The following is a 21,889-nucleotide window of genomic DNA, read 5'->3' as shown; positions in this document are numbered from 1 at the left end:
AGGTTAATGGTACATGAGATAATAAAAAAAGCCAGGATTTCTCCCAGCTCAGCCTATTAATATTATACCATTGGGAGGGGTCATATGGTGAGTCAGTTATTCTTTACATTACCAGAAATCGACAGAGAGCAAACGAAGTCACTTGTTGAAAAAGCATTGGAGAATTACCGAATCTATTTGCTTTCAGTTCCCGAAGATAAGATTCCAAAAATGACAGCTACTTACTCACTTGTACCTCCAACATTTTCAAATGAATTCCACTCCCAGACCGAACAGATAGCAATTGGAAATATTGATTATGAAGTAGCAAAAGAAAAACACATTGAGTGGGTAACAAGAGCTATAAATCGTTTAAGATACAAAGAGAGAGAACTAATCATTAAAAGGTATCTTGAAGATGAAGTGTATGACTATGAACTATATAACCAAATGGGTATGTCAGAACGGAAGTATTACCGATTAAAAGCTCGAGCCTTTTACAATTTAGCTTTTGCTCTTAAAGTGGAAAAGTACGTTGAAAAGGATGTGGTTGGTTCATGAACTTTGTCCAACCCATTCGAGATCCTGATATGATCTTTGAAATTAAGAAGTTCTTAAGAGAAAAAAGCGAAAGAAATTACATGTTATTTGTGACAGGTATTAATTCAGGGCTTAGAGTATCTGACATTCTTCAACTAAGGGTAAAAGATACGAAACGGTCTTACTTTAACATCATTGAGATAAAAACAGGTAAGAAGAGACGTTTTGATATGACGACTCAACTACAAAGCGAATTAAAGAAGTATGTTGAGGGAAAAGAAGATCATGAATACCTTTTTGTAAGTCGAAAGGGTATAAATAAACCCATTGGTCGAAGCATGGCTTATAAGATACTACGTGAGGCTGCAGAGTATGTTGGGTTAGATGATATCGGCACACATACCATGAGAAAGACATTCGGATATCACATGTACATGAAATATAAAGATGTGGCCTTGCTCCAAAAGATACTTAACCACTCAGACCCAGCATTTACTTTAAGATACATTGGAATAGATGAGGACATCCAAAACAAAGCAATCAGAGGATTTAAAATCTAAGCTCTCCTATTTAGGTAGGATGAGCTTTTTTTATTTTGATTCATTCAATTAACCATATTAAGCGAGTGTGTCATTCGTTTTTAAGAAGTTGAATTGAACCATGTGTATCAATGGTTTCAGCGTTTATGTGAATGAAACAAAATATAAGATATGAGTAATTCATTAGAATAATTAAGTGGTGAGCAAGGAATTAAAAATAATGGCAGACAAAAGGCAGATAAAAGGCAGAAGGTTGGCAGGTTATTTGGAAATATACATGGTAAGATAGTAGAGTGATAAGAATGTGAACTGCGGAAAAAGATTCACATTCGGTTATAGATTTCCTTCGACAGAATTCTATAAGAAGACGTTGTTACCAATTGGTGCAGCGTCTTTTTTATTTATTCAAAGCAGGTGATTGTATGTTGTTTTCCGATCATTTAACCAGAGCTGACATACAGCGTTTGAACAACCTTAGAAAAGCTTCGAGGAATAAAAAAGAATCTAAACCTAAAGAATAACCTATTAAGGTGAAAAGAAATGAGAACTTATCCAGGAGAGACATCGAGGATCTAATGGGTATTCGAAAAGATACTTATAAGAGGGAGAGAGGAGCAGTGAAGAGAAGATGAGTGACATAGTAAAAGCACTAATCTTAGGATTTTATGCTGGATGTATCTTTACCTTCTTTCTCTTATATAGTGGTGAGTTATTGAGAAAGTATCGAGATAGTAATAATTTGTGAAACCAAAAGGAATATCCTTCCGTATAGAGAATAAATAAATAGTACATTATTCTTAGGAGGGAATCATCATGTTATATCTATTAGCTATTATCTTGCCACCTGTTGCTGTTTTACTAAAAGGCAAACCATTCCAAGCATTACTTAATCTTTTATTGACTATCTGTTTCTGGTTGCCTGGAGTGATACATGCATGGATCGTTATTAATGGAGCGAATGCAGATGCACGAATGAAGAAGCAAGCCAAACTAATAGCAGAAGCGAATAGCAAACAAAGCTAAGCATCTCATCATGAGGTGCTTTTTATTTTGGGGTGAGAAACATCAAACCTTATGCACAAAAGTTTTATAAGTCCAAAGCTTGGAAAGATTGTAGAGCTTCTTACTTTACTCATCGTCATGGATTGTGTGAACGATGTGATAACCCGGGTAAGATCGTACATCACAAGAAGTACATAACACCTGATAACATCAATGACCCAGATATAACACTTAACTTCAACAACCTTGAGCTTCTTTGCCAAGATTGTCATAACAGAGAACATCACGCAATGACGAGCGTTACGGTTGAGGGTGTAAAGTTTGATAGCAACGGAGATTTAGTACAGGCATAGCCCCCCTATCAATCTCAAAATTTTAACCAGCCAAAAGACCGATGGGCAAGTTTCCGTGAACGCACGGGTTGCGCGCATGAGGGGTGTAGGTCAAATCGCTATGAAAGGAGCATGTTTTTATGGATGAAGAAAAAAAGATAGAAAAACTTAAACGGATAAAGAGAGAAATATCGAGACTTAACCAACTCTTCAAAAACCTAGAACCGAAGAAAAAGAAGGCTGTGGAATCACTTATAAAAAATGCTGCTTTCATGGCTATTACCTTAGAGGACCTGCAAGATGATATTAATATAAATGGAACTACCGAAGAGTACCAAAACGGGGCCAACCAAAAAGGGATAAAGAAATCATCTTCCGTGGAAGTCTATAACACGATGATAAAAAACCATGTGCAAGTAATGAAGGCTCTCACTGATTTACTACCAAAGGAAGAGCCAAAATCAACAGATGATGGGTTTGAAGGATTCGTGATCGATAGATGATTAGATACCCATTAGCTTATAACCCTATTATCGAATATTGGAACAAGATTGAATCAAACGAGGAAATTGTTTCTAATAAAGTTCGACGTATTTACAAAAAGGTGGTTGGAGATATTACCGACACTTCGAGTGAATACGAATATGATCCTAAAAGGGCAAATCATGTAATAGAGTTTATCGAAAACTTCTGCAAACACTCTAAAGGTAAATGGGGAGGAAAGCCGATTGAGCTGGAAGTATGGCAAAAAGCGTTTCTTGCTGCTTCATTTGGATTTATTCACAAGATCGATGGTACACGTAAGTATCGTGAAGTACTTCTTGTGGTCGCCCGTAAAAATGGGAAATCCACCATAGCATCCGGCATAGGTCTTTACCTTCAAGTAGCTGATGGAGAACCAGGTTCAGAGGTTTATGCTGTGGCCACTAAGAAAGACCAGGCTAAATTAGTTTGGTTAGAGTCAAAACGAATGGTAAAGAAATCTCCTTCTTTGTTGAGACGAATAAAACCTCTGGTGTCCGAGCTTGTATCCGAATGGAATGATAGTTCGTTTAAACCTCTTGGGTCTGATTCTGAAACGTTGGATGGCTTGAACGTTCACGGGGCCATGATGGACGAAATTCACGCATGGAAAGATAAGAATCTTTACGATGTTATTGTGGATGGTACATCGGCTCGTGAGCAACCGATGATCTTTATGATAACTACGGCCGGGACCATTAGAGAATCCGTTTATGATATGAAGTATGATGAGGCTGAAATGCTTCTTAATGGATTTGATGATCCAGATGGTTATAAGGATGATCGTTTCCTTCCAATCATTTACGAATTGGACAAGCGTGAAGAATGGACGGATCCAGCTAAGTGGAAAAAAGCGAATCCAGGCTTAGGTAGCATAAAGAAAATTGACCAATTAGGGACAAAAGTAAATAAGGCTAAAGCAAATTCACTTTTAGTTAAAAATCTACTAACGAAAGATTTCAATATCAGAGAAACATCAAGTGAAGCATGGTTAACATTTGAACAGATTCTTAACGAACATAAATTTGATATGACTGAATTAAACCCTAGTTACGGCATCGGCGGCTGCGACTTATCGAGCACCACCGACTTAACGGCAGCTAAGGTTATTTTTATGATGCCAGGCGATGAAAAGATATATGTGAAGCAAATGTACTGGTTGCCTGAGGACTTACTAGAGCAACGAGCAAAGGAAGATAAGATTCCTTATGATTTGTGGTATGAGGCTGGTTTAATGAGGACCACACCAGGAAATAGTGTACATGCAAAATTCGTTACTGAGTGGTTTTTGGAAATGCGTGATGATCATGGAATCTATTTACCTTGGATTGGTTATGACAGATGGTCAGCGAAGTATTGGGTAGAAGAAATGCAAGGACATTTCGGATACGAGTCAATGATTCCTATTGCTCAAGGTAAACAAACCTTATCTATGCCCATGAAATTACTTGGTGCCGATCTGGAAGCAAAGAAAGTGATTTATAACAATCATCCTATCGACAAATGGTGCTTGTCTAACACGGCTATTGATGTGGATAAAAACCTTAATATACAACCAAATAAGACAAGTAACCAACGTCGAAGAATTGACGGAACTGCAGCGTTATTAAATGCGTATGTTGTTCTTCAAGAAAAGAAAAATGATTATCTCAACATGATTTAATTTGAAAGGTGGTGAGAATTTGGGATTATTTGATCGTATTTTTGGAAAGAAAGAACCTCCTACCACCACAAGGTATGAACTAATAAGCGACACATCAAATGGGTTCTTTTTGTGGAATGGAAATATGTACGAAAGCGATATTATTCGCTCGTGTATTCGACCGAAAGCAAAGGCAGTAGGGAAATTAGTTGCAAAACATATTCGCGACAATGCAACTGGCTTTAAAATTAATCCAGATGTGAGTATTCGGTTTCTCTTAGAAGAACCAAACCCGTTTATGACCGGGCAAATGCTTCAAGAAAAGCTTTCTACTCAATTAGAACTTAATAACAATGCTTTTGCTTTAATCAAACGTGATGAATTTGGTTATGCCACAGAAATTTATCCGATACCTTGTGTATCACTTGAAGCTGTGGAAGGTCCAATGGGAGATTTATTCATCAAGTTTTACTTTCGCAACGGTAAAAACATGACCATTTACTATGGTGATATTATTCACTTGCGTAAGGACTTCAATGAAAGTGATTTATTTGGAGATCATCCAGGCAAAGCTCTAACAAATCTCATGGATATCGTAACTACCACTGACCAAGGGATAATTAAGGCCATAAAAAACGGGGCAATCATTAAATGGATTCTAAAGTTTAAGAGCGTCCTCAAAAAAGAAGATGTTGAGTTACAAGTAAGTGAGTTTGCTAATAATTATTTGTCTATCGAGAATGCAGCAAATGGTGGAGCTGCTTATACAGATCCACGCTATGATTTAGAACAAGTAGAACCAAAAAGTTATGTACCAAATGCCGAACAAATGAAAGAAACGACTCAACGTATTTATAGTTTCTTTAATACAAATGAAAAAATCATTCAGTCAAAGTATTCAGAAGACGAATGGAATGCCTATTATGAATCTGAAATAGAACCTTTGGCCATGCAGCTTTCCGGTGAATACACCAGGAAGCTTTTTTCACGTACTGAAAGAGGGCATGGAAACAAAATTATTTTTGAAGCTTCGAGTTTGCAGTACGCTTCTATGTCCACAAAGTTAAATCTTGTTCAGATGGTAGATAGAGGTTCTCTCACTCCTAATGAATGGAGAGCAGTTTTAAACCTAGGACCAATTGAAGATGGAGATAAACCTATTCGTCGTTTGGATACTGCTCTAGTTAACGACAAAGGAGATAAAGGAGGTGAGACAAATGGACAAAACGGAACAAAGGGAACTGATAACCAACAAAATTGAGATTAGAGAAGATGACGACGGAAATCGAACGCTTACCGGGTACGCTGTTAAGTGGGAAAAGAAATCTGTTGTCATGGGATACTATCGCAAGTTTCGCGAACAGTTTAAGTATGGTGCTTTTTCAGAATCACTCCAAAGAGATGATCAACGTTTCTTGTGGTCTCACGATACTTCAAAAGTTTTAGGAAGAACAAAAAACAACACATTACGTTTGGTTGAAGATTCTATAGGGTTACGATTTGAATTAGATTTACCTAAAACAACCCTTGGAAATGATACCTACGAAACAATAAAACGTGGTGATGTTGATGGAGTAAGCTTTGGTTTTAGTATGATAAGCGAAGAAATTGATGAACCAGATGATGATTTAATGCTTCGAACAGTAACGAAGGCAAAATTATTAGAGGTTAGTGCTGTTGCCTTTCCTGCATATCCAGATTCTGAAGTTAGTGCACGTGGTTACGATCCATATAAGAACTATGTGGATGCAAAAAAACAGCAAGATTTAAGAAAAAAACTGATATTAAAAACTTACCTTTAAGGGGGAAATCAAATGAAACAACCTATTAAACTATATCCTTTAAACATTCAATTTTTCGGACGTACATTACAAGAAATCACTGCGCGTAAAGAAGAGATTCGTAGCGTTTTAGAAGGTGATTCTCCAGATGTAGATTTAAACTCCTTAGAAGAGGAACTTCGAGGTTTAAACGAGGAGAAGCAACAATTAGAAAAGCGTCAACAACTTCTTAAGGATGCAGCAAATATTAACCAAGGCAAAGGCGAATACCGTAGTATCGAATCTTTCAATCCACAAGAAGAGAAGCGTGAAGAAGGTACTGATTCATTAGAATACCGTAAAGCATTCATGAACTATGTTCTTCGTGGGGAAGTAATTCCTACTGAATTACGTGCTGATGCAATTACTAAGACAACTGATGTAGGTTCTGTCATTCCACAAACTGTGTTAAACCGTATCGTCGAGAAACTTGAAGCTGTTGGTATGATCTTACCTCTTGTAACTCGTACTTCTATTAAGGGTGGAGTAACAGTTCCAACTTCTTCTGTAAAGCCAGTAGCAACATGGGTAGCGGAGGGAGCTGGAAGCGATAAGCAAAAGAAAACAACTGGAAGCATTACTTTCAACTACCACAAACTACGTTGTGCTGTAGCTGTTTCACTTGAAGTGGAAACTATGGCTCTTGCAGTATTTGAAACTACATTAATCAACAATGTTGTAGAAGCAATGACTAAAGCAATCGAGCAAGCAATCATCAGTGGTTCTGGTACAGGTCAACCTAAAGGTATCTTGACAGAGACTCCTGCTGCTGGACAAGCTATTGATGTTTCTGTTCAAAACTACAAATCTTTAACAGATGCAGAAGCTGCACTGCCACTTGAATACGAAGCAAATGCAGTATGGGTTATGACTAAGAAAACATTCATGGGATATGTGGCCATGGTTGATGCTGACGGACAACCTATTGCGCGTACTAACTACGGTATCAACGGAAAGCCAGAGCGTACTCTTCTTGGTCGTCCGGTTATCCTTTGTAATTACATTGACAGCTTCTCTACCGCAACAACTGGTGAAGCATTTGCTTTCTTATTCAACTTTAGCGATTACGTCTTAAACACTAATTACCAAATGGGTGTTAAGAAGTACGAGGACAATGAGACTGACGATCTAGTAACTAAGGCTATTATGATTGTGGATGGTAAAGTCTTAGATGTTAACTCTCTAGTTGTTCTTAACAAAGCTGCAGTGGTTTAAGGAGGACATAACCAATGAGATTAGCAGTAATTACGGCTTTCATTGATAAAAATACACATATCGGTTATTCAGTTGGAGACACGTTCGAGTCTGACGATTCAGAGCGTGTTTCTTTTTTGCAAGACGAAGGGTATCTATTCAAAGATGATGAAGAAGAAAACCCAGAGGCCATTAAACATGTCGGGGGAGGATATTATGAGCTCCCTAATGGCGAGAAAGTAAAAGGGAAAGACAATGCTTTAAAAGCATTGGAAGAGTTAGAAGAATCTCCTCCAATTGAATAGGAGGTATAGTAATGCTTAAGGATATAAAAATTGCCCTTCGAATCAACCATACTGCTTTAGACAGTGAAGTACTTGATCTAATTGAGGAAGCCCGACACGACTTAATGTTGTCGGGCATTTCTTCTATTAAGGCTAATGACGATTCTGATCCATTAATTAAACGAGCAATCAAGACTTATGCAAAGGCTAACTTTGGATGGGATAATCCAGATTCCGAGAAGTTGAAAATCTCTTATGAGTCATTAAAAAACCATCTTGCTTCATCGGGGGATTACAATGCTGTTTCGTGATGTATTAAACCTAATAGCTGTTGAAACCACAGAGAATAGCATGGGAGATATTATCGAGGTTGAAACTCCAAGACAAGTTTTTGCTAATAAGAAATCCATCAGACAAACAGAATTTTACCAAGCACAGGCAACAGGATTGCGTCCTGAGCTTATGTTTGAGGTAATGACACTAGAATACCAAGGTGAACCTAAACTCTCCTATGATGGCAAAGAGTATAGCATCATAAGGGTATACGATAAAAACGGTGAAATAACTGAACTTATTTGCTCCAGTACAATAAATGGGGTGAATTAAATGCCCATGCCTAAATCAGTTACACGTGTTAAGAAAAACGGTGTAAAGTATATCTCTAATGTTGATCGAGCGCAGTATACCATTAAGGAATTATCAAGAGCTGCATTAAAAGATGTAGCCAAATTAGTTCGAAGAAGGATGTTAGACAAAGCTCGTAAAATGCCAGGTATGAGAAAAGGGAAACGTATTTCGAACGCTTTTCAATACTGGGTAAGAAAACGTGAAACAGATCTAATTGTAGGTATAAAACACGACACTTGGTATGGGGTTGAACAAGAATTAGGCACTAACAATCAGCCGAAACGCTCCATATTGCGTGATACAGTTTATGAAAATATCAGTGAAATACGAGTAATTCAAGGGAAATACCTTAGTGCAATTGAAAATGAAAACAGAGCATTAGGATTGATCAATGAAGAGGAGGAAATAGGCGATGATTGATATACGTAATGTTATAGTAACCAAGCTGAAAACCATCCATTCTAGAGTCTATTTCCTGAAGTCCTCTTCTACTGCTTCCTTCCCTTACCTAGTCTACGATGTCAATATCACAAACTTAGAAGATGGCTTACAATTAGTGACCCTAGATGTGGATGGTTGGGACAATGCGAGCGACACAACAGCATTAGAACAACTAATGGGTGAAGTAAAAGAAGAATTAAATAATCAAACAGTAATCGTTGATAAATTGGCGGTTACTTTTTATTTGGACCGTATGACAACGTTAGTTGACGATGATCCAACTCTTAACCGTAGAAAATATATCTTTGAAGGAAGATTATACGAAAGGTAGTGAAACGAAATGCCAGTAAAAACAAGCGGATTAACAGCTAATTCTCCATTACATTATTTAATGAATGCTGGAGCTGTTTATAAAAACCTAACTTATGATGAACTGACAGGGGACTTTACAGGTACATTGTTAGGAGCAACCAGTGGAGGAAATGAATTCGCTCTTGCTCAAGAAATTCGAAATCTGGAAGTAGATGGAGCAAAGGGACCAACAAAAGGAAATGTAGTAATTGACTCAGAAACAGCTACTCTTACTGTAAACTTGAAGGAGTTAACTGCTTCTAATATTGCACTAGCTATTGCTGGTTCACAGACAACTTCAGATACAAACTATGACATTATTACTTCTAAGAAGAAAATTGAGCTATCTGATTATCTTCAAAACATTGCTTTTGTAGGTCGTTTAAGTGGATCATCAGACCCAGTAGTAATTGTAATTGATAACGCAATCTCTCTAGAAGGATTAACAGTTGCAACCACAGATAAAAATGAAGCCATTGTACCTGTGGTATTCACTGGACATGAAGGTGAAGATGGAACTTCTCCATATAAAATTTACTGGCCTAAAGTGGTGGTAGCGTAATGAGAGAATTAAAGTTTCCTGATGTTTTTTCTGTTATCCGTATCATTAAAAAAGCTGGTATCAGTAGACAAGTACGAGCTATTTTTGCTGATTCCACGGAGGGAACTTCGCAAAAAGAAATCGGTGCTAAGTTTTTATTTTCCTGTATTGAAAATTTAGGCGAAGCACAAGAGGAAATTACAGAATTTCTAGCTAGTTTAAAAGAGGTTGAAAATGAAGTCATTGAAAAAATGAACCTTGAAGAAACTGCGGAGTTGCTGATGGGTTTTTTGGAGCATCCAGGACTAAAGAGTTTTTTGTCCAGTGTGTCCAAATTGATGAAATAGACATGTATGATACCCTTTTGAAGCGGTATGGAGACATGTCTTTTATTATGTCTTTATCAGCTGAAGAAGGACTTTCTCTATATAAAAAAGCAACTGAAAAGAATTTTGAAGAAAAAGCATGGGAACGATGGTTGGTGGATTATTCGAAAATGACTAAGGAAAATTTTAAATCCTTTGCTCAATACTTCAAAGAAATTAAACAGCCTCCTAAGTCGGTAGATAATCGTTCGGATGAAGAAATTATTAACGATGCTGAAGAAATTTTAAAGAGCATGAAGCGGTCTGAATAAGATCGCTTTTTTTATTTGCCTTGAAAGAAGGTGAACACATGGAACTATTTAAGCTGTTTGGCAGCATATTCATAAATTCGGATGAAGCCGACAAATCACTAGCTGCTATAGATAAAAAAGCTGAAGGCGCTGGAGGAAAACTCGATAAGTTAGGTGGAGTTGCACTTGCTGTAGGGGGAGTGTTAACCGGAGCATTAGCTGCTGGATTAGGAGCTGCTGCCACAGGTATAGGTGGACTTTTTATAGCAGGTAATAACTTGCAAAAAGCACTTAATGGGTTGCAAGCACAAACAGGCTCAACTAAAGAAGAAATGGAATCAATGGAAGAATCATTAAAATCTATTTATACCAATGGTTATGGAGAATCCTTTCAAGATATTGCTGATACCATGGCTATTGCTAAACAATCCACGACAGCTCTTGGTGAGGAATTAATGTATCTTACTCAGGATGCGCTGATGCTTCGTGATACGTTCGGTTTGGACGTTTCTGAATCCTTACGTGGCGCTGAGACGATGATGGAACAGTTTGGTGCAACTGGTACAGAAGCTATGGCATATATTGCCGAAGCTACACAAAAGGGACTAAACCAAAACGGGGACCTAGTTGATACCATCGAAGAATATTCGGTTTACTTCAAAACAGCCGGATTAGATGCTAAAGATATGTTTGGAATTCTGGAAAATGCAAGTAAAGCAGGAGTTCGAAACCTTGACTATGTAGGCGATGCTTTCAAAGAAATGGTCATACGAACGAAAGACGGTTCAAAATCTACAACTGAAGCATATCAAGCCTTGGGTTTAAATGCTAAGCAGATGATGGATGATTTTGCAGCTGGTGGCGATAGAGGTAAACAGGCTTATCAAAAGATGATGGAAGCATTGAATGCCATTGAAGATCCAGTAAAGAGAAATACTGTAGGAGTTCAATTATTCGGTACAAAGTTTGAGGACCTAGAAGCCGGAGCAGTTGAAGCTATGTCTAATCTTACAGGTACCATTACAGGCTCTGTGGATACCCTTAATGAAATTAACGAAATCAAGTACGATTCATTTGGCGAAGCTCTAAAAGGCATAGGACGAAACGTAATGATGGGTATTTTTGAACCATTTCAACAAAAAGTAATGCCAGTTGTAAATGAATTCGCTAACTGGATGGTTGAAAAAATGCCGGTGGTGCAAGAGATAGCATCCACAACATTTTCAGCAATGTTAGATGTAGTAGGTAAAGTTTGGACTTTCTTTAAAGAAAACATCTTGCCTGTCCTTTCGGAGTGGTTCTCGAATGTACAAACTAATTTCCCAGTAATTAAGGGTATTTTTCAAGAGGTTTTTGATGTCATAAGAGATGTATTAAAAACGACATGGGATTTCATGAAGGAATATTTCATACCTGTGTGGATGGAGATTTTCACATGGATTCAAGGGCATATGCCAACCATTCGTGCGACGGTATCAACTGTTTTCAATAGAGTAATCGAAGTCGCTTCAATGGTATGGAATTTCTTTAAAAGTAATATCATTCCGATATTTGAACGTTTTTACTCGTTTATCATGGCTAATATGCCACAAATACAAAGAATTATAGAAAACGTATTTAACATAATTGCGAATGTGGTTAGAATCGCATGGGATATTTTCGAAAACTTATTACTTCCGGTTCTTAAAGCACTATGGGATTACATTGTTGCTCCAGCATTTTCAAAGGTTCAAACCATCATAGAAAAAGTCTTTGGTGCTATATTTACGGTGGTTGATGAGGTCGTAGGAGTATTTGACGATGTAGTGTCGGCTATTAAAGACGCGATCGATTGGTTGACATTCTGGGATAACAAAAAAGTATCAAAAAAAACAATTCAAGTCGAAGAAAAAAGAACAGTTACGAACAGTGGGATTACGGGTGGATATCCTAGAAATGCAACAGGTACAAATTATTTTGATGGTGGAGCTACATTAGTCGGGGAATTCGGCCCTGAATTAGTCACATTACCAAGAGGTAGTAAGATTGATCCAGCGAACGAAACACGCAATAAGCTGTCAGGTAGTGGGGGTGTAGTGAAAATTGAACCTACTCCTATTATTCTGGATGGATTTGAAATCGCTCGAATCATCTTCCCTCATGTGGATTTATTACAAGGAAATAGCATGACAGGGGAACTTCGGTTAAGTGGGGTGAAGGGATGATACACAATTTTAAAGTTCAACGATTAAATGGCACAACTTACGACATGAATGAACTAGGAATCATCGTCAATCGTCTGATTGTGGAATCACCTTCTCCTATTCACTATCGAGAGAAAATAGAAGGGCGAGATGGATATGTTGACCAAGGCACAGAGTATGATGGACGAAATGCAAACGCAACTCTTACTTTAATCGCAATAGATAACATCGATTACACGTTATATCGAGATGAAGTATTTCGTATATTCGACTCCAGAGAAGCGTTCTATTTACTGCCTGATGAATCACCTGGTAAGCGAATCTTAGCAAAATATAACTCTCCTTATTCCCTAGCAAGACAAGGAAACACAGGAGAGTTCAATATTTCCTTTTCGTCAGAAAGTGCTTACTTTGAATCAATCGGCACCACACTTGATCCTAAAACCTTCGATACCGAACTATGGCAAACAGGGCAAGGGTTAACACTGGATGAAACCATGTACACTCACAGCACAGCAAGCTTTCAAATCTACAATGCAGCTGACGGTGTAACTATTAACCCTCGTCAAATGCCATTAGAAATAACCTTCAAAGGTGCATCGAGCAATCTTAAAATCACAAACGCTACTACAGGCGACGTGTGGCAGTATACGAAGACAACAGCATCCGGAGATACATTGAAGCTCACAGGTGTACGATCGCTTAAAAATGGCTTATCAGTGTTCTCGGACACTAACCACAAATTAATTACCTTGGCACCAGGATATAACAATTTCACCATAACAGGTGCAACCGGAAGCTTCACTATTAGCTTCTCGTTTAGGTTTTACACGCTCTAGGAGGGGTGAATGATGGGTAAATACAGAGTACTAGGTTCACTCCTTGATAGAGTGTTCCGTAACAATTTAAATGCTAATTTTGATGATGTGGATGCAGATATCCAAGCGCAGAAGAAGCGCGTGGATGATTTAATCATAGCGAATCCTTCACCGAGTGAAGTACAAGATGCTCGATTAGGGTTCCCTGTTTTGCGCGATAAACTGGTAGATGTTGATGAACAATTGGCAGAAAATACGACTAAGTTAGACCATGTAATAATTAACGTTGCTAAATTCCCAATTCAAACACCAGAGGTTGATGATACAGCAAGAATAAAAAGAGCTATCGATTCTTTGGCTGAAAATAATACGTTATTTTTACCGGAAATTAATCGATGGTACAACATATCGGACAGCATCACCATTAGTAAAAAAATCAACTTTATTTGTCGGGGTCGAATTCAGTTCTCAGGAGTTCGTGATCGAGTAGCCTTAAAATTTATGGATATGACCATGTGTAAGATTGAAATTTTCAAAGTCTTTGACCAAGCATCTGTGGCGAATGAATATGCTGGTTATCATGGTTGGGAAAACGATGCTTATACAGGTGTTGAATTAGATAACCTAAAACAGTGTGAAGTTCGCATCGATGAGGTACGAGGTTTTACAACTGGTGTACGTGCGAAAGCATCAAGAGGTCAAGGTTTTTGGTTTAATCACATCCACATCAAGCAAATATCTATGGCTAGATTATTTCTAGAATTAAACTCAGATGGTGCAGGCAGTTGGTTAAACTCTAATTACTTTTACGATACTTCTTTTTATTTAAGTGGAGATGCGACGATAAGAACGTCTACCCAACTGAAGTATTCGATTATCCAAACTATGACAAATGGGAATGCATATGGAGGTAATTCAAACTACTTTTATCGTCAAAAATACGAGGTCAACACACTTTATACAGGTGGTATGTGGACACAAATCAAACTACTTAAAGCGAGTGGTTGGATTTTTAGAGATTACCGAGTAGAGCTAAGTGGAGCAAGTCAAAAGTTTTTAGATATAGACATGAGTAAGGCAGACGGTTCATCTACTTCCAAAGGTATTAGCTCCAATGATAATAAATTTTTCGCTACGGATGCGGGAGGAAACACTAATTTTTCTTATGCAACTAGTTTTACAAACACCCTAAACATCAATTGTTCATATCCAGAAATCGCTAGTCTTGAACCAATTAAAAATTATTTAGTCTTGCATGAAAGAGATTTTAAGTTAAGGTATAGAAGATTTCAGGATAATTACCATACAATCAAAGGTTTAGTAAGAAAATCTTTAATTTCAACTAGTCTAACAGAAGAAACTTCATGGGAGTATAAAACCGAAGACTTACTTGCTGAAAATGGAATCGTCATTAACTCTGGCTCACCTATTGTATTTTACATTTCTAATCTTAGTAAGGGAGATACAATTACCATTGAAAAAATCCATTCATCAGGTACTTTGTATAGTAACTGGTATAAACCATTTGACACACTTGATGTGTTATGTGCTAATGGATTAATCGATGGAGGCAAAGCGTTGGGACATTACGGATATTGGGATGCTGTTAATAATGTTTGGAGACAACATGCAGGTACAGAAGTAGATACTTTTACAGTTAACAGTACCAGTATCAAAACCGTTGCAATATTAGTAGCAGGAACATTAAACGGCATTAAAATATACTCAACAAATAAAAATACAGTAGTTAAAAAGACGATGAATCCAAGTATTTATAAGTCTGATGGTGTATATGTTAGATCCATTCCTAGTAGAGCATTAAATGGATACTTTATGCCTGAAGATGTGGTTTACAATGAAAACAATGCAACTGGACAAGCGATAGGATGGAAGTTGGTAAATAACGCAGGTGTACTATCCTGGCAGAGTATAGGAACTTACTAATTACAAGTGTTGGAAAAATGTAGTATTATTAACTCAACTACTTAATTAGGGGAGTTTTTAGAATGAGTAATCCTATTGTAAATTTCTTGTTAGATTCTGTTCGACATTACAACCATAAGAAGTATTGGAAGAAACGGGAAGAAGTTATCAATCCTGCCTCCAAAATTCCAAAATTTATTAGATTTATATATATGTTGCAAATAAAAAGGATGGACACTTATCACTGCTCTTCGATGGGTACAGCTTTTGGTTACGGAACAAAATTTAATTCCTTTCCTAATCTACCTCATGGATTAAACGGAATAATTATTTCTCACTATGCCAAGATCGGAACCAATTGCACTATTTATCAACAAGTCACGATAGCAGAAAGTAAGGACGGTAAGGCTGCTATAATTGGAGATAATTGTTTAATTGGCGCAGGAGCAAAAATTATAGGAGATGTCAAAATAGGCAAAAACGTAAAGATTGGTGCAAACGCGGTAGTTCTAAAAGATATACCTGATAATTGTACAGTAGTAGGTGTTCCTGCAAAAGTCATAAAAAAAGATGGAGTTAAGGTAGCGGAAATTGAGAATAATCGACAATTAGTAAATTCATAGTTGGATGAAATAGTGCAACAGATGGAGAGTCCTTTCGAGGGCTCTTTTTATTATGTGAAGGCGGTGTGAAATGACAATCGAAATAGGTTTAGCCCTAACAATCTTGAGCGTAGTAATCGCACTTCAAGGTTATCAATTAAACAAGCAAAAACACCGAGATGAACAAACAGAAAAACAGACCAAAGAAGAAAAAGATGATGCAAAAGAAAGCGCAGAGATTAAAGCGCAACTAGGCTACATTTCAAAAGGTGTAGATGATATTCGAATTGACTTAAAAGCAAATGAACGTCAAATGGCTGCTCTAGGCGAACGGGTTACTCGTGTGGAAGAAAGCTCAAAGCAAGCTCATAAACGTTTAGACAATCTTGAAAGTAAAGGGGATTTGTAATTATGGATAAAGCAAGTATTGGACGTGTAACAGCATTAGTAATCGTATTAATCAATGCAGTACTAAACTTATTCGGATATAAAACTATTCCTGTGGAGTTTGGTGAACACATTAGTGCTGCTCTCCTTATTGTTATGAGCTTGTGGGCAGCATGGAAAAACAATTACCTAAGCAAAAAAGGTGGACTTCAGAAGAAAGCATTACAATCTCAAGGGCTAATTAAAAAGTAAAGGAGAGGGTAAGTAATGGCTGAAATTAAAGTTGGTTTTCGTGCGGTTTTCTATAGTGGCGAGAAAAAGATTGATGTTAATCCTGTTAGAAAAACTTATGAGGAAGCTGAACAGGACATTAAAAATGCTAATGAAGCTTATGACATGTTTAAATACACACCTTGGACTCATGCTCAAGTTGAAAAAGTTCATTACAGACATTAGTAAAGGGAGATGAAATATTATGTCGTTTATTAAAACAATCGCTCCATTCGCTCAAAAGTTGTCTAAGGAATACGGTGTACTCGCTTCTCTGATTATCGCTCAGGCTTGCCATGAATCGCGGTATGGTGAAAGCGGACTTGCTAAGAAAGCTTTTAACTTATTCGGTATCAAAGGCACATACAACGGTCAAGCCATTCAAATGCCAACATGGGAGCATTACAACGGTAAGGATGTAACGGTCCTTGCTAACTTCAGGAAGTATCCTTCATATCTGGAATCGATGGAAGACCTATGTAAGTTATATGTAAATGGTGTCTCTTGGGATCGTAACAAGTATCGGGGCGCGATTGATCAAAAGGATTTTGAAAAGGCTGCAAGAGCTGTAGAATCTGCCGGATACGCCACTGATCCATACGGCTATGCAAATAAGCTTCTAGGAATCTACAAACAAGCCAATCTAGGACAGTATGATACTGTGGATGGAAAGACACCATATTACGTAATTGTTCCAAATACAGCCTTCTGGCAAGCGAAAGCATTAGTTGCTGCTTATGAGAAGAAGGGTTATAAGTGCCAAGGGGTATCTGATAAAGTGTATGGCCCAGATGAAAAACCACAGAAAGATGATCCATATCAGTTCTATATCCACACAGATTTAGATACAGCTAAGAAGCTTGTAATTGAACTAAAGCACAAAGGTTATAGCAAGACGTTTGGACGAAGCAAGTAATGCCCTCTTTTTGAGGGCTTTTTTATATATGGAGGTGTTTCAATGATTACGATATAAATCTTCTTGTTATATTTTCCTAGTTTATCTATAATCTTTATAAAGAACAAATTATTTCTTTATAGAGGTGATCTTATGAAGTTATTTTCTGTAGGATTTAAAAATAGAGACGGTATTACTTGGAAAACTATATCAGGTGATTCAAAACGAGATGTAAAAAAGAAGATCAGTAAAGGTGAACAAACTGGTACGGTTATTAGTATCGCTGAAGTAAAATAAAAATAGCCCTCTTTCATCACGAAGGAGGGCTTTCTTATGTCGCAGTATCCTATTGTTGTAAAACATAAATATTGAAATGAGGTGATACCTCTTGATCGTCACGAACATAGCTGGAACATCAGAAATTATCACTGACTATACAAACTTAACTCGTAAGAAAAGAGTGAATGGAGAACAGTCCATCTCCTTTTTATTACTTAAAACAGATAAGAATAGTCATTCCTTTGATTTGGTTGCAGAGGAAAGCATTGTAGAATATGACTCCATTAAATATCGAATTAAAGGACTAGTCGAGAAAACAAAAGGAAAACCAATTAAATCAATCACAGCGTATCATACCTTCTTTGATATCGTGGATGAATACAGATATACAACTCTTACTACAGGATTCAAGTCCATAAATACGGTACTATCGTTTATTTTTAGTGGTTTAGATTGGACGTTCTCTGTTATAGACTCTTTTTCCACAGTAGAATTTGAAAACTTTGGTAATGAAAATTGTTTATCTTTATTTCAAAAAGTGATTGATCGTTACCAGGCAGAGTTTGAAATCATCGGTAATGACGTGAGGATTAAAAAGAAAATTGGTTCTACTGCAGATTTTCAATTCCGTTACGGTTACAACATTAAGACCTTTAAACGAAATGTAAATACAAGCAATCTATCCACATACATCAAAGGTACCGGAAAATTAGATGAGGATGAAAATCCTATTGTATCAGCTGAGTATACATCACCTATGGCTGCCATCTATGGAGTACGTCATGCTCCACCATACAGTAATGAATCAATCACCCATTATGATACACTTGTAGAAAATCTGAAAGCTAAACTTCAAGATACACCTGAAATAAGCATAGAATTGGAGTTTGTGAGCTTACAAGAGCAAGGGTATACATCTGTTAACCCAAACATCGGCGATACCGTACCGACCATTTATGAGCCTTTAAATATCGATGTGGATTTAAGGATTATTGAGAGTGAAGATTATCCAGAAAGTAAGAAATCACCAAAGGTTACACTTTCAACTGTTCCTAAATCCTTCGTGAAGAGTGTCATGGATTATCAGAAATCATTGCTCGATAAAATTTACGATGAGAACGTGGGAAAACTTCGATACAACGTATACGATGAAGCTGTTAAACGAGCAACTGAAGCATTGAATAATTCTCTAACACAACTTGAATATCCTGAGAATATGGGAATACTCGCTCGCGATCCAGAGAATCCGGAAAGGTTCGTTGTTTTTCGCAGCTCGGGAATTGGTGTGACGACTGATAACGGGGTAACTTTCCCAGATGCAATCACTCCATTTGGAGTAAACACATCACTATTAACAGCCGGACAAATAAAAACCAACAACATTCAGATTATCGGAAACGATGATCTTTTTTATTGGGATGGAAATTATTTAATCGCCATCGATGCAGCCGATCCAAATAAGTTTGTAAGGTTGGATTCTGGTGAGATCTATATTGCTAAAGGCGCTATGGTGATTGAACGTCCCGACGGTTACAAGGTGGTTAATAACGGTATCCTATCCAACAGTTTTTCCATCCAAGGCTCCACACCAACATTTAAAACAGCCGGTATAGAAGAATCTGGGCAATTTTACAGGACTTCAGCACAGAATCGATATGAAAACGTTCAACGATTTGTTTTCAAGCATGACAGTCGATATTTGAGAATTATTTGTAGCATGTCTGTGGATGGCGGAGTTGACTTTGGTAACGTAGGAAGCATTTCCTTTGATGTGTTAAGTGACGACGAAACACAAAGTATCGCATCTGTTACGGTTACAGAAACAAGAAAACATGCTACCCAAGGGTATAGAAAAGATATCCTAGTTGATCTAGGCACACCAACAGGAAATATCTTAGTCTGCTACTGGCGCATGTACTCAAGCTTAAATTACTACACGTACGGAAGTGTTAGATATATAGTCCAGGAGGGATAATATGGGCGTATTATTTTTTTGTGATGTAGATGAAGAGGGAAAGATCGTTGACAGTTTGATTGGTGCGAGAGTCATTCCGATGAAACAGTACGATTTCTTTTTTTATTTAATGGATGATTACGAGACGGTAATCAGCAACGTGCCGAATTATCGGGTGGTAAATGGTCAACTCATATTAGAAACAGTATAAAAAAGAGCCCTTCCTAAGTGGAGGGGCTTTAAAAAGGTAAATCTAACTTATAAAACCGCGCTTTTTGTTCTTCTAATACTTTCTCGGTTATATCTTCTTCACTATTCAAAATAACCTTATCTAATTTCCGTTCATACCCTCTACCTACAGACTTCTCCCACCAATCCAAAGCAATCTCCTCTGGACGTTGACCACGTAAAGGGAAAGATCCTTTTTATTCGACTCTTCCGGCTGGTCCTGTGTAGTGGATGGCTAGGAATACTTCTTTCATGTTGATCATTCCCATTCAAAAGGATAAACAGCAATGTTTGCTTCACTAAATGTATCATTAAGAGTAATCTCATATCCAATTCGATTTTGCTCTATCTGACCATCCTCAAACTTCATTCCTAAAGCATCCTCAATTTCCTCGATAGCAGCTGTTGTTTCAAACTGAATACTGGCTAACTTACCTTCACTATAGATAGCAGTGGCATAATCAAATAAATCACTAGAATCATAACTAATAAAATCAGCATTTACAGTTGAACCATCTGCAAGCTCAAACTTCCCATTAGGGTATTGAGTCTCTTCGGGATCTTCTTGATATTTTGCTTCAAATTCTTCTTTGGTAATCTCCGTTTTAGATACTGTTGCTGTTTTTTCTACATTTTCTTCTTTATTAACAATAGCTTTTTTTGCATTTTCAGGTACAGTAGGTTCTTCTACTAATTCATTAATAAATTTTAGCCCTAAAGAAATAACCCCAACAACAATTAAACCCGAAAAAATAAGTCTAATAACCAATTTACTACTCATTCTCTTCTCTCCATTCATACAGTTCATCCACTTTTACATTCAATAACCTAGCAAGCTTAAATAGATCCTCTACAGATGGCCTTGACTTACCAGAGCACCAAGAAGATATGGTATTGGTTCCCACTCCCATCTCCTTTCTGATCTCTTCTCTAGTTAAAGTTGAAAGTTCAATATACGCTTTTATCTTACTGACTAGCATTATATGTCCTCCGAAAACTTGATAAAACTTAATTCTCTAAATGTCTCTGATTTTCCTTTCACAAAAATTTTATGATAAATTCTAAAATTTTTGTGATAGACAGGCAAGTTTTAGGATAAATGCCCATATGATGTATTACAAACGTAACACCGGAGCCGATTAAAAAGCTAAGGTAATACGAATGTAATACCGGATTAATCAGGAGGGAGCCCTATGAAGGAAAGAGATATTAAGCCAGTATCATTCAGTTTGCAAGATCCTTTCGAAAGTGAATTATTATCGTTTGCAACCGATCAGGGGAAATTCTCAAAATACGTGAAAAGATTGATATGGAGAGATATGGAGGCGAAGAAGAAAGTAAAAAAAGCGCCTTCCCCAGCCAATGTAATACATTGTGGGAAAAACGCCTTAAACGGTTTTGTGTTAGGCCAGAAATAGGCTAGGTTGCTAACACGCTCTCACGTTAGCATATGCCTACAAACTCAAAAATATGCATGTCTAGGAGGGTTTTAGGTGAAAAAATATCAAACGATGTCTGTTAAAGAATTTATGAATAGAGAGTATGAGATTAAGAAGCCAATCCAAAAGGTTGAAGAGCATTTCAGAAAATACAAAGTGGTTTATCGAGTAGTCGGTTCCACCATTATTCTTTTCATGATTGGTGATGGGTCTCATTTAGCGAGTGCTGCCTTAACAAACGGATATACAGATGGAATTATCGACAAGGAAGCAAGTGTTATCTATAAAGATTTAGCCGATATTGGGAAATGGCTAATCATTGGAAGAGGGGGCTGGGAAATCATCCACAATGTTTTAAAACAAGATGTTGATGGAGCCAAAAAGAACTTCATAGGTTACGTACTAGCATATGCCCTCCTGTTGGCATTCCCACACATCATGGATAAGGTCGATGGTATTTTCGATAGATTCGGAGCGTGAT

General features: G+C 37.3%; 33 protein-coding genes. 30 read left to right on the top strand and 3 right to left on the bottom strand.

The annotated features are described in order from the left end of the window. Window positions 1–84 precede the first annotated feature (84 nt). The 28 genes from M3175_RS07875 (at window position 85) to M3175_RS07735 (ending at window position 19,952) form a co-directional block, all read left to right on the top strand. Window positions 85–540, top strand: coding sequence for an ArpU family phage packaging/lysis transcriptional regulator (locus M3175_RS07875; protein WP_251517172.1), 456 nt, complete (start codon window positions 85–87; stop codon window positions 538–540). Then, window positions 537–1,079: a site-specific integrase gene (locus M3175_RS07870; protein WP_251517169.1), complete on the top strand. Its 543-nt coding sequence runs from the start codon at window positions 537–539 to the stop codon at window positions 1,077–1,079. Before M3175_RS07875 ends, M3175_RS07870 begins: the two co-directional genes overlap by 4 nt. A gap of 792 nt (window positions 1,080–1,871) precedes the next feature. Next, window positions 1,872–2,081 carry a YqaE/Pmp3 family membrane protein gene (locus tag M3175_RS07860; RefSeq protein ID WP_251517166.1) on the top strand — a complete coding sequence of 70 codons (210 nt, stop codon included), beginning with the start codon at window positions 1,872–1,874 and terminating at the stop codon, window positions 2,079–2,081. A 41-nt stretch (window positions 2,082–2,122) separates the two neighbouring features. Next, window positions 2,123–2,413 carry an HNH endonuclease gene (locus M3175_RS07855; protein ID WP_251517697.1) on the top strand — a complete coding sequence of 97 codons (291 nt, stop codon included), beginning with the start codon at window positions 2,123–2,125 and terminating at the stop codon, window positions 2,411–2,413. Window positions 2,414–2,532: 119 nt separating this feature from the next. Next, window positions 2,533–2,895 (top strand): hypothetical protein, encoded by a 363-nt coding sequence (locus M3175_RS07850; protein ID WP_251517163.1) that lies wholly within the window; start codon window positions 2,533–2,535, stop codon window positions 2,893–2,895. Further along, window positions 2,892–4,577: a terminase large subunit gene (locus tag M3175_RS07845; RefSeq protein WP_251517160.1), complete on the top strand. Its 1,686-nt coding sequence runs from the start codon at window positions 2,892–2,894 to the stop codon at window positions 4,575–4,577. Before M3175_RS07850 ends, M3175_RS07845 begins: the two co-directional genes overlap by 4 nt. A 19-nt stretch (window positions 4,578–4,596) precedes the next feature. Then, window positions 4,597–5,817 carry a phage portal protein gene (locus tag M3175_RS07840; protein ID WP_251517157.1) on the top strand — a complete coding sequence of 407 codons (1,221 nt, stop codon included), beginning with the start codon at window positions 4,597–4,599 and terminating at the stop codon, window positions 5,815–5,817. Then, window positions 5,774–6,358 (top strand): HK97 family phage prohead protease, encoded by a 585-nt coding sequence (locus tag M3175_RS07835; protein ID WP_251517132.1) that lies wholly within the window; start codon window positions 5,774–5,776, stop codon window positions 6,356–6,358. The genes M3175_RS07840 and M3175_RS07835 overlap by 44 nt, the downstream gene beginning before the upstream one ends. A 12-nt stretch (window positions 6,359–6,370) precedes the next feature. After that, a complete protein-coding gene (locus M3175_RS07830; RefSeq protein WP_251517051.1) occupies window positions 6,371–7,591 on the top strand; it encodes a phage major capsid protein in 1,221 nt (406 codons plus the stop codon). 14 nt (window positions 7,592–7,605) lie between these two features. Next, on the top strand, window positions 7,606–7,875 hold the full coding sequence (locus tag M3175_RS07825; protein ID WP_251517048.1) for a hypothetical protein: 270 nt from the start codon (window positions 7,606–7,608) through the stop codon (window positions 7,873–7,875). An 11-nt stretch (window positions 7,876–7,886) separates the two neighbouring features. Beyond that, complete coding sequence (locus tag M3175_RS07820; RefSeq protein ID WP_251517044.1) at window positions 7,887–8,165, top strand: phage head-tail connector protein; 279 nt, start codon at window positions 7,887–7,889, stop codon at window positions 8,163–8,165. Continuing rightward, window positions 8,152–8,460, top strand: coding sequence for a phage head closure protein (locus tag M3175_RS07815; protein ID WP_251517041.1), 309 nt, complete (start codon window positions 8,152–8,154; stop codon window positions 8,458–8,460). The genes M3175_RS07820 and M3175_RS07815 overlap by 14 nt, the downstream gene beginning before the upstream one ends. Before the next feature lie 6 nt (window positions 8,461–8,466). Continuing rightward, complete coding sequence (locus M3175_RS07810) at window positions 8,467–8,901, top strand: HK97-gp10 family putative phage morphogenesis protein (protein WP_251517038.1); 435 nt, start codon at window positions 8,467–8,469, stop codon at window positions 8,899–8,901. Further along, window positions 8,894–9,253 (top strand): hypothetical protein, encoded by a 360-nt coding sequence (locus M3175_RS07805; RefSeq protein ID WP_251517035.1) that lies wholly within the window; start codon window positions 8,894–8,896, stop codon window positions 9,251–9,253. The genes M3175_RS07810 and M3175_RS07805 overlap by 8 nt, the downstream gene beginning before the upstream one ends. Window positions 9,254–9,262: 9 nt before the next feature. Then, window positions 9,263–9,835, top strand: a complete 573-nt coding sequence (locus tag M3175_RS07800) for a hypothetical protein (RefSeq protein ID WP_251517032.1) — start codon at window positions 9,263–9,265, stop codon at window positions 9,833–9,835. After that, complete coding sequence (locus M3175_RS07795; protein WP_251517030.1) at window positions 9,835–10,161, top strand: hypothetical protein; 327 nt, start codon at window positions 9,835–9,837, stop codon at window positions 10,159–10,161. The genes M3175_RS07800 and M3175_RS07795 overlap by 1 nt, the downstream gene beginning before the upstream one ends. A gap of 35 nt (window positions 10,162–10,196) precedes the next feature. Beyond that, complete coding sequence (locus tag M3175_RS07790; RefSeq protein ID WP_251517028.1) at window positions 10,197–10,451, top strand: hypothetical protein; 255 nt, start codon at window positions 10,197–10,199, stop codon at window positions 10,449–10,451. A 38-nt stretch (window positions 10,452–10,489) separates the two neighbouring features. Next, the gene (locus tag M3175_RS07785; protein WP_251517026.1) at window positions 10,490–12,634 is read left to right on the top strand and encodes a phage tail tape measure protein; all 2,145 of its coding nucleotides are present in this window, start codon (window positions 10,490–10,492) and stop codon (window positions 12,632–12,634) included. Beyond that, window positions 12,631–13,452, top strand: coding sequence for a phage tail family protein (locus M3175_RS07780; RefSeq protein WP_251517024.1), 822 nt, complete (start codon window positions 12,631–12,633; stop codon window positions 13,450–13,452). Before M3175_RS07785 ends, M3175_RS07780 begins: the two co-directional genes overlap by 4 nt. Window positions 13,453–13,464: 12 nt before the next feature. Further along, window positions 13,465–15,375 carry a hypothetical protein gene (locus M3175_RS07775; protein WP_251517022.1) on the top strand — a complete coding sequence of 637 codons (1,911 nt, stop codon included), beginning with the start codon at window positions 13,465–13,467 and terminating at the stop codon, window positions 15,373–15,375. 62 nt (window positions 15,376–15,437) lie between these two features. Beyond that, complete coding sequence (locus M3175_RS07770; RefSeq protein ID WP_251517020.1) at window positions 15,438–15,977, top strand: serine O-acetyltransferase; 540 nt, start codon at window positions 15,438–15,440, stop codon at window positions 15,975–15,977. A gap of 70 nt (window positions 15,978–16,047) precedes the next feature. After that, window positions 16,048–16,365, top strand: a complete 318-nt coding sequence (locus tag M3175_RS07765; protein ID WP_251517018.1) for a hypothetical protein — start codon at window positions 16,048–16,050, stop codon at window positions 16,363–16,365. Between the two features lie 2 nt (window positions 16,366–16,367). After that, window positions 16,368–16,595 (top strand): phage holin, encoded by a 228-nt coding sequence (locus M3175_RS07760; RefSeq protein ID WP_251517016.1) that lies wholly within the window; start codon window positions 16,368–16,370, stop codon window positions 16,593–16,595. Between the two features lie 15 nt (window positions 16,596–16,610). Then, window positions 16,611–16,799, top strand: a complete 189-nt coding sequence (locus M3175_RS07755) for a hypothetical protein (protein ID WP_251517014.1) — start codon at window positions 16,611–16,613, stop codon at window positions 16,797–16,799. Between the two features lie 19 nt (window positions 16,800–16,818). After that, the gene (locus M3175_RS07750) at window positions 16,819–17,529 is read left to right on the top strand and encodes a glycoside hydrolase family 73 protein (RefSeq protein WP_251517012.1); all 711 of its coding nucleotides are present in this window, start codon (window positions 16,819–16,821) and stop codon (window positions 17,527–17,529) included. A gap of 132 nt (window positions 17,530–17,661) precedes the next feature. Further along, window positions 17,662–17,805 carry a hypothetical protein gene (locus M3175_RS07745; RefSeq protein ID WP_251517010.1) on the top strand — a complete coding sequence of 48 codons (144 nt, stop codon included), beginning with the start codon at window positions 17,662–17,664 and terminating at the stop codon, window positions 17,803–17,805. A gap of 91 nt (window positions 17,806–17,896) precedes the next feature. After that, window positions 17,897–19,762, top strand: coding sequence for a phage tail protein (locus M3175_RS07740; RefSeq protein WP_251517008.1), 1,866 nt, complete (start codon window positions 17,897–17,899; stop codon window positions 19,760–19,762). 1 nt (window position 19,763) lies between these two features. Next, window positions 19,764–19,952 (top strand): hypothetical protein, encoded by a 189-nt coding sequence (locus M3175_RS07735; RefSeq protein WP_251517006.1) that lies wholly within the window; start codon window positions 19,764–19,766, stop codon window positions 19,950–19,952. A gap of 28 nt (window positions 19,953–19,980) precedes the next feature. On the opposite strand, the gene M3175_RS07730 is transcribed toward M3175_RS07735, so the two are convergent. From M3175_RS07730 to M3175_RS07720, 3 genes are all read right to left on the bottom strand, one after another. After that, window positions 19,981–20,121, bottom strand: coding sequence for a hypothetical protein (locus tag M3175_RS07730; protein WP_251517004.1), 141 nt, complete (start codon window positions 20,119–20,121; stop codon window positions 19,981–19,983). Window positions 20,122–20,228: 107 nt separating this feature from the next. Next, window positions 20,229–20,750 carry a hypothetical protein gene (locus tag M3175_RS07725; protein ID WP_251517002.1) on the bottom strand — a complete coding sequence of 174 codons (522 nt, stop codon included), beginning with the start codon at window positions 20,748–20,750 and terminating at the stop codon, window positions 20,229–20,231. Next, window positions 20,743–20,949 (bottom strand): helix-turn-helix transcriptional regulator, encoded by a 207-nt coding sequence (locus tag M3175_RS07720; protein WP_251517000.1) that lies wholly within the window; start codon window positions 20,947–20,949, stop codon window positions 20,743–20,745. The genes M3175_RS07725 and M3175_RS07720 overlap by 8 nt, the downstream gene beginning before the upstream one ends. A 213-nt stretch (window positions 20,950–21,162) precedes the next feature. Between M3175_RS07720 and M3175_RS07715 the strand changes: the two genes are divergently transcribed. Together M3175_RS07715 and M3175_RS07710 are read left to right on the top strand one after the other, a co-directional pair. Continuing rightward, on the top strand, window positions 21,163–21,387 hold the full coding sequence (locus tag M3175_RS07715; RefSeq protein WP_251516998.1) for a hypothetical protein: 225 nt from the start codon (window positions 21,163–21,165) through the stop codon (window positions 21,385–21,387). A gap of 75 nt (window positions 21,388–21,462) precedes the next feature. After that, a complete protein-coding gene (locus tag M3175_RS07710; protein WP_251516996.1) occupies window positions 21,463–21,888 on the top strand; it encodes a hypothetical protein in 426 nt (141 codons plus the stop codon). The last annotated feature ends 1 nt before the right edge of the window (window position 21,889 follow it).

This window comes from Robertmurraya korlensis (genome assembly GCF_023715225.1).
Classification (GTDB): domain Bacteria; phylum Bacillota; class Bacilli; order Bacillales; family Cytobacillaceae; genus Robertmurraya_A.
Note: the sequence above shows the minus strand (reverse complement) of the source record. Positions and strands in the feature narration are given on the sequence as shown.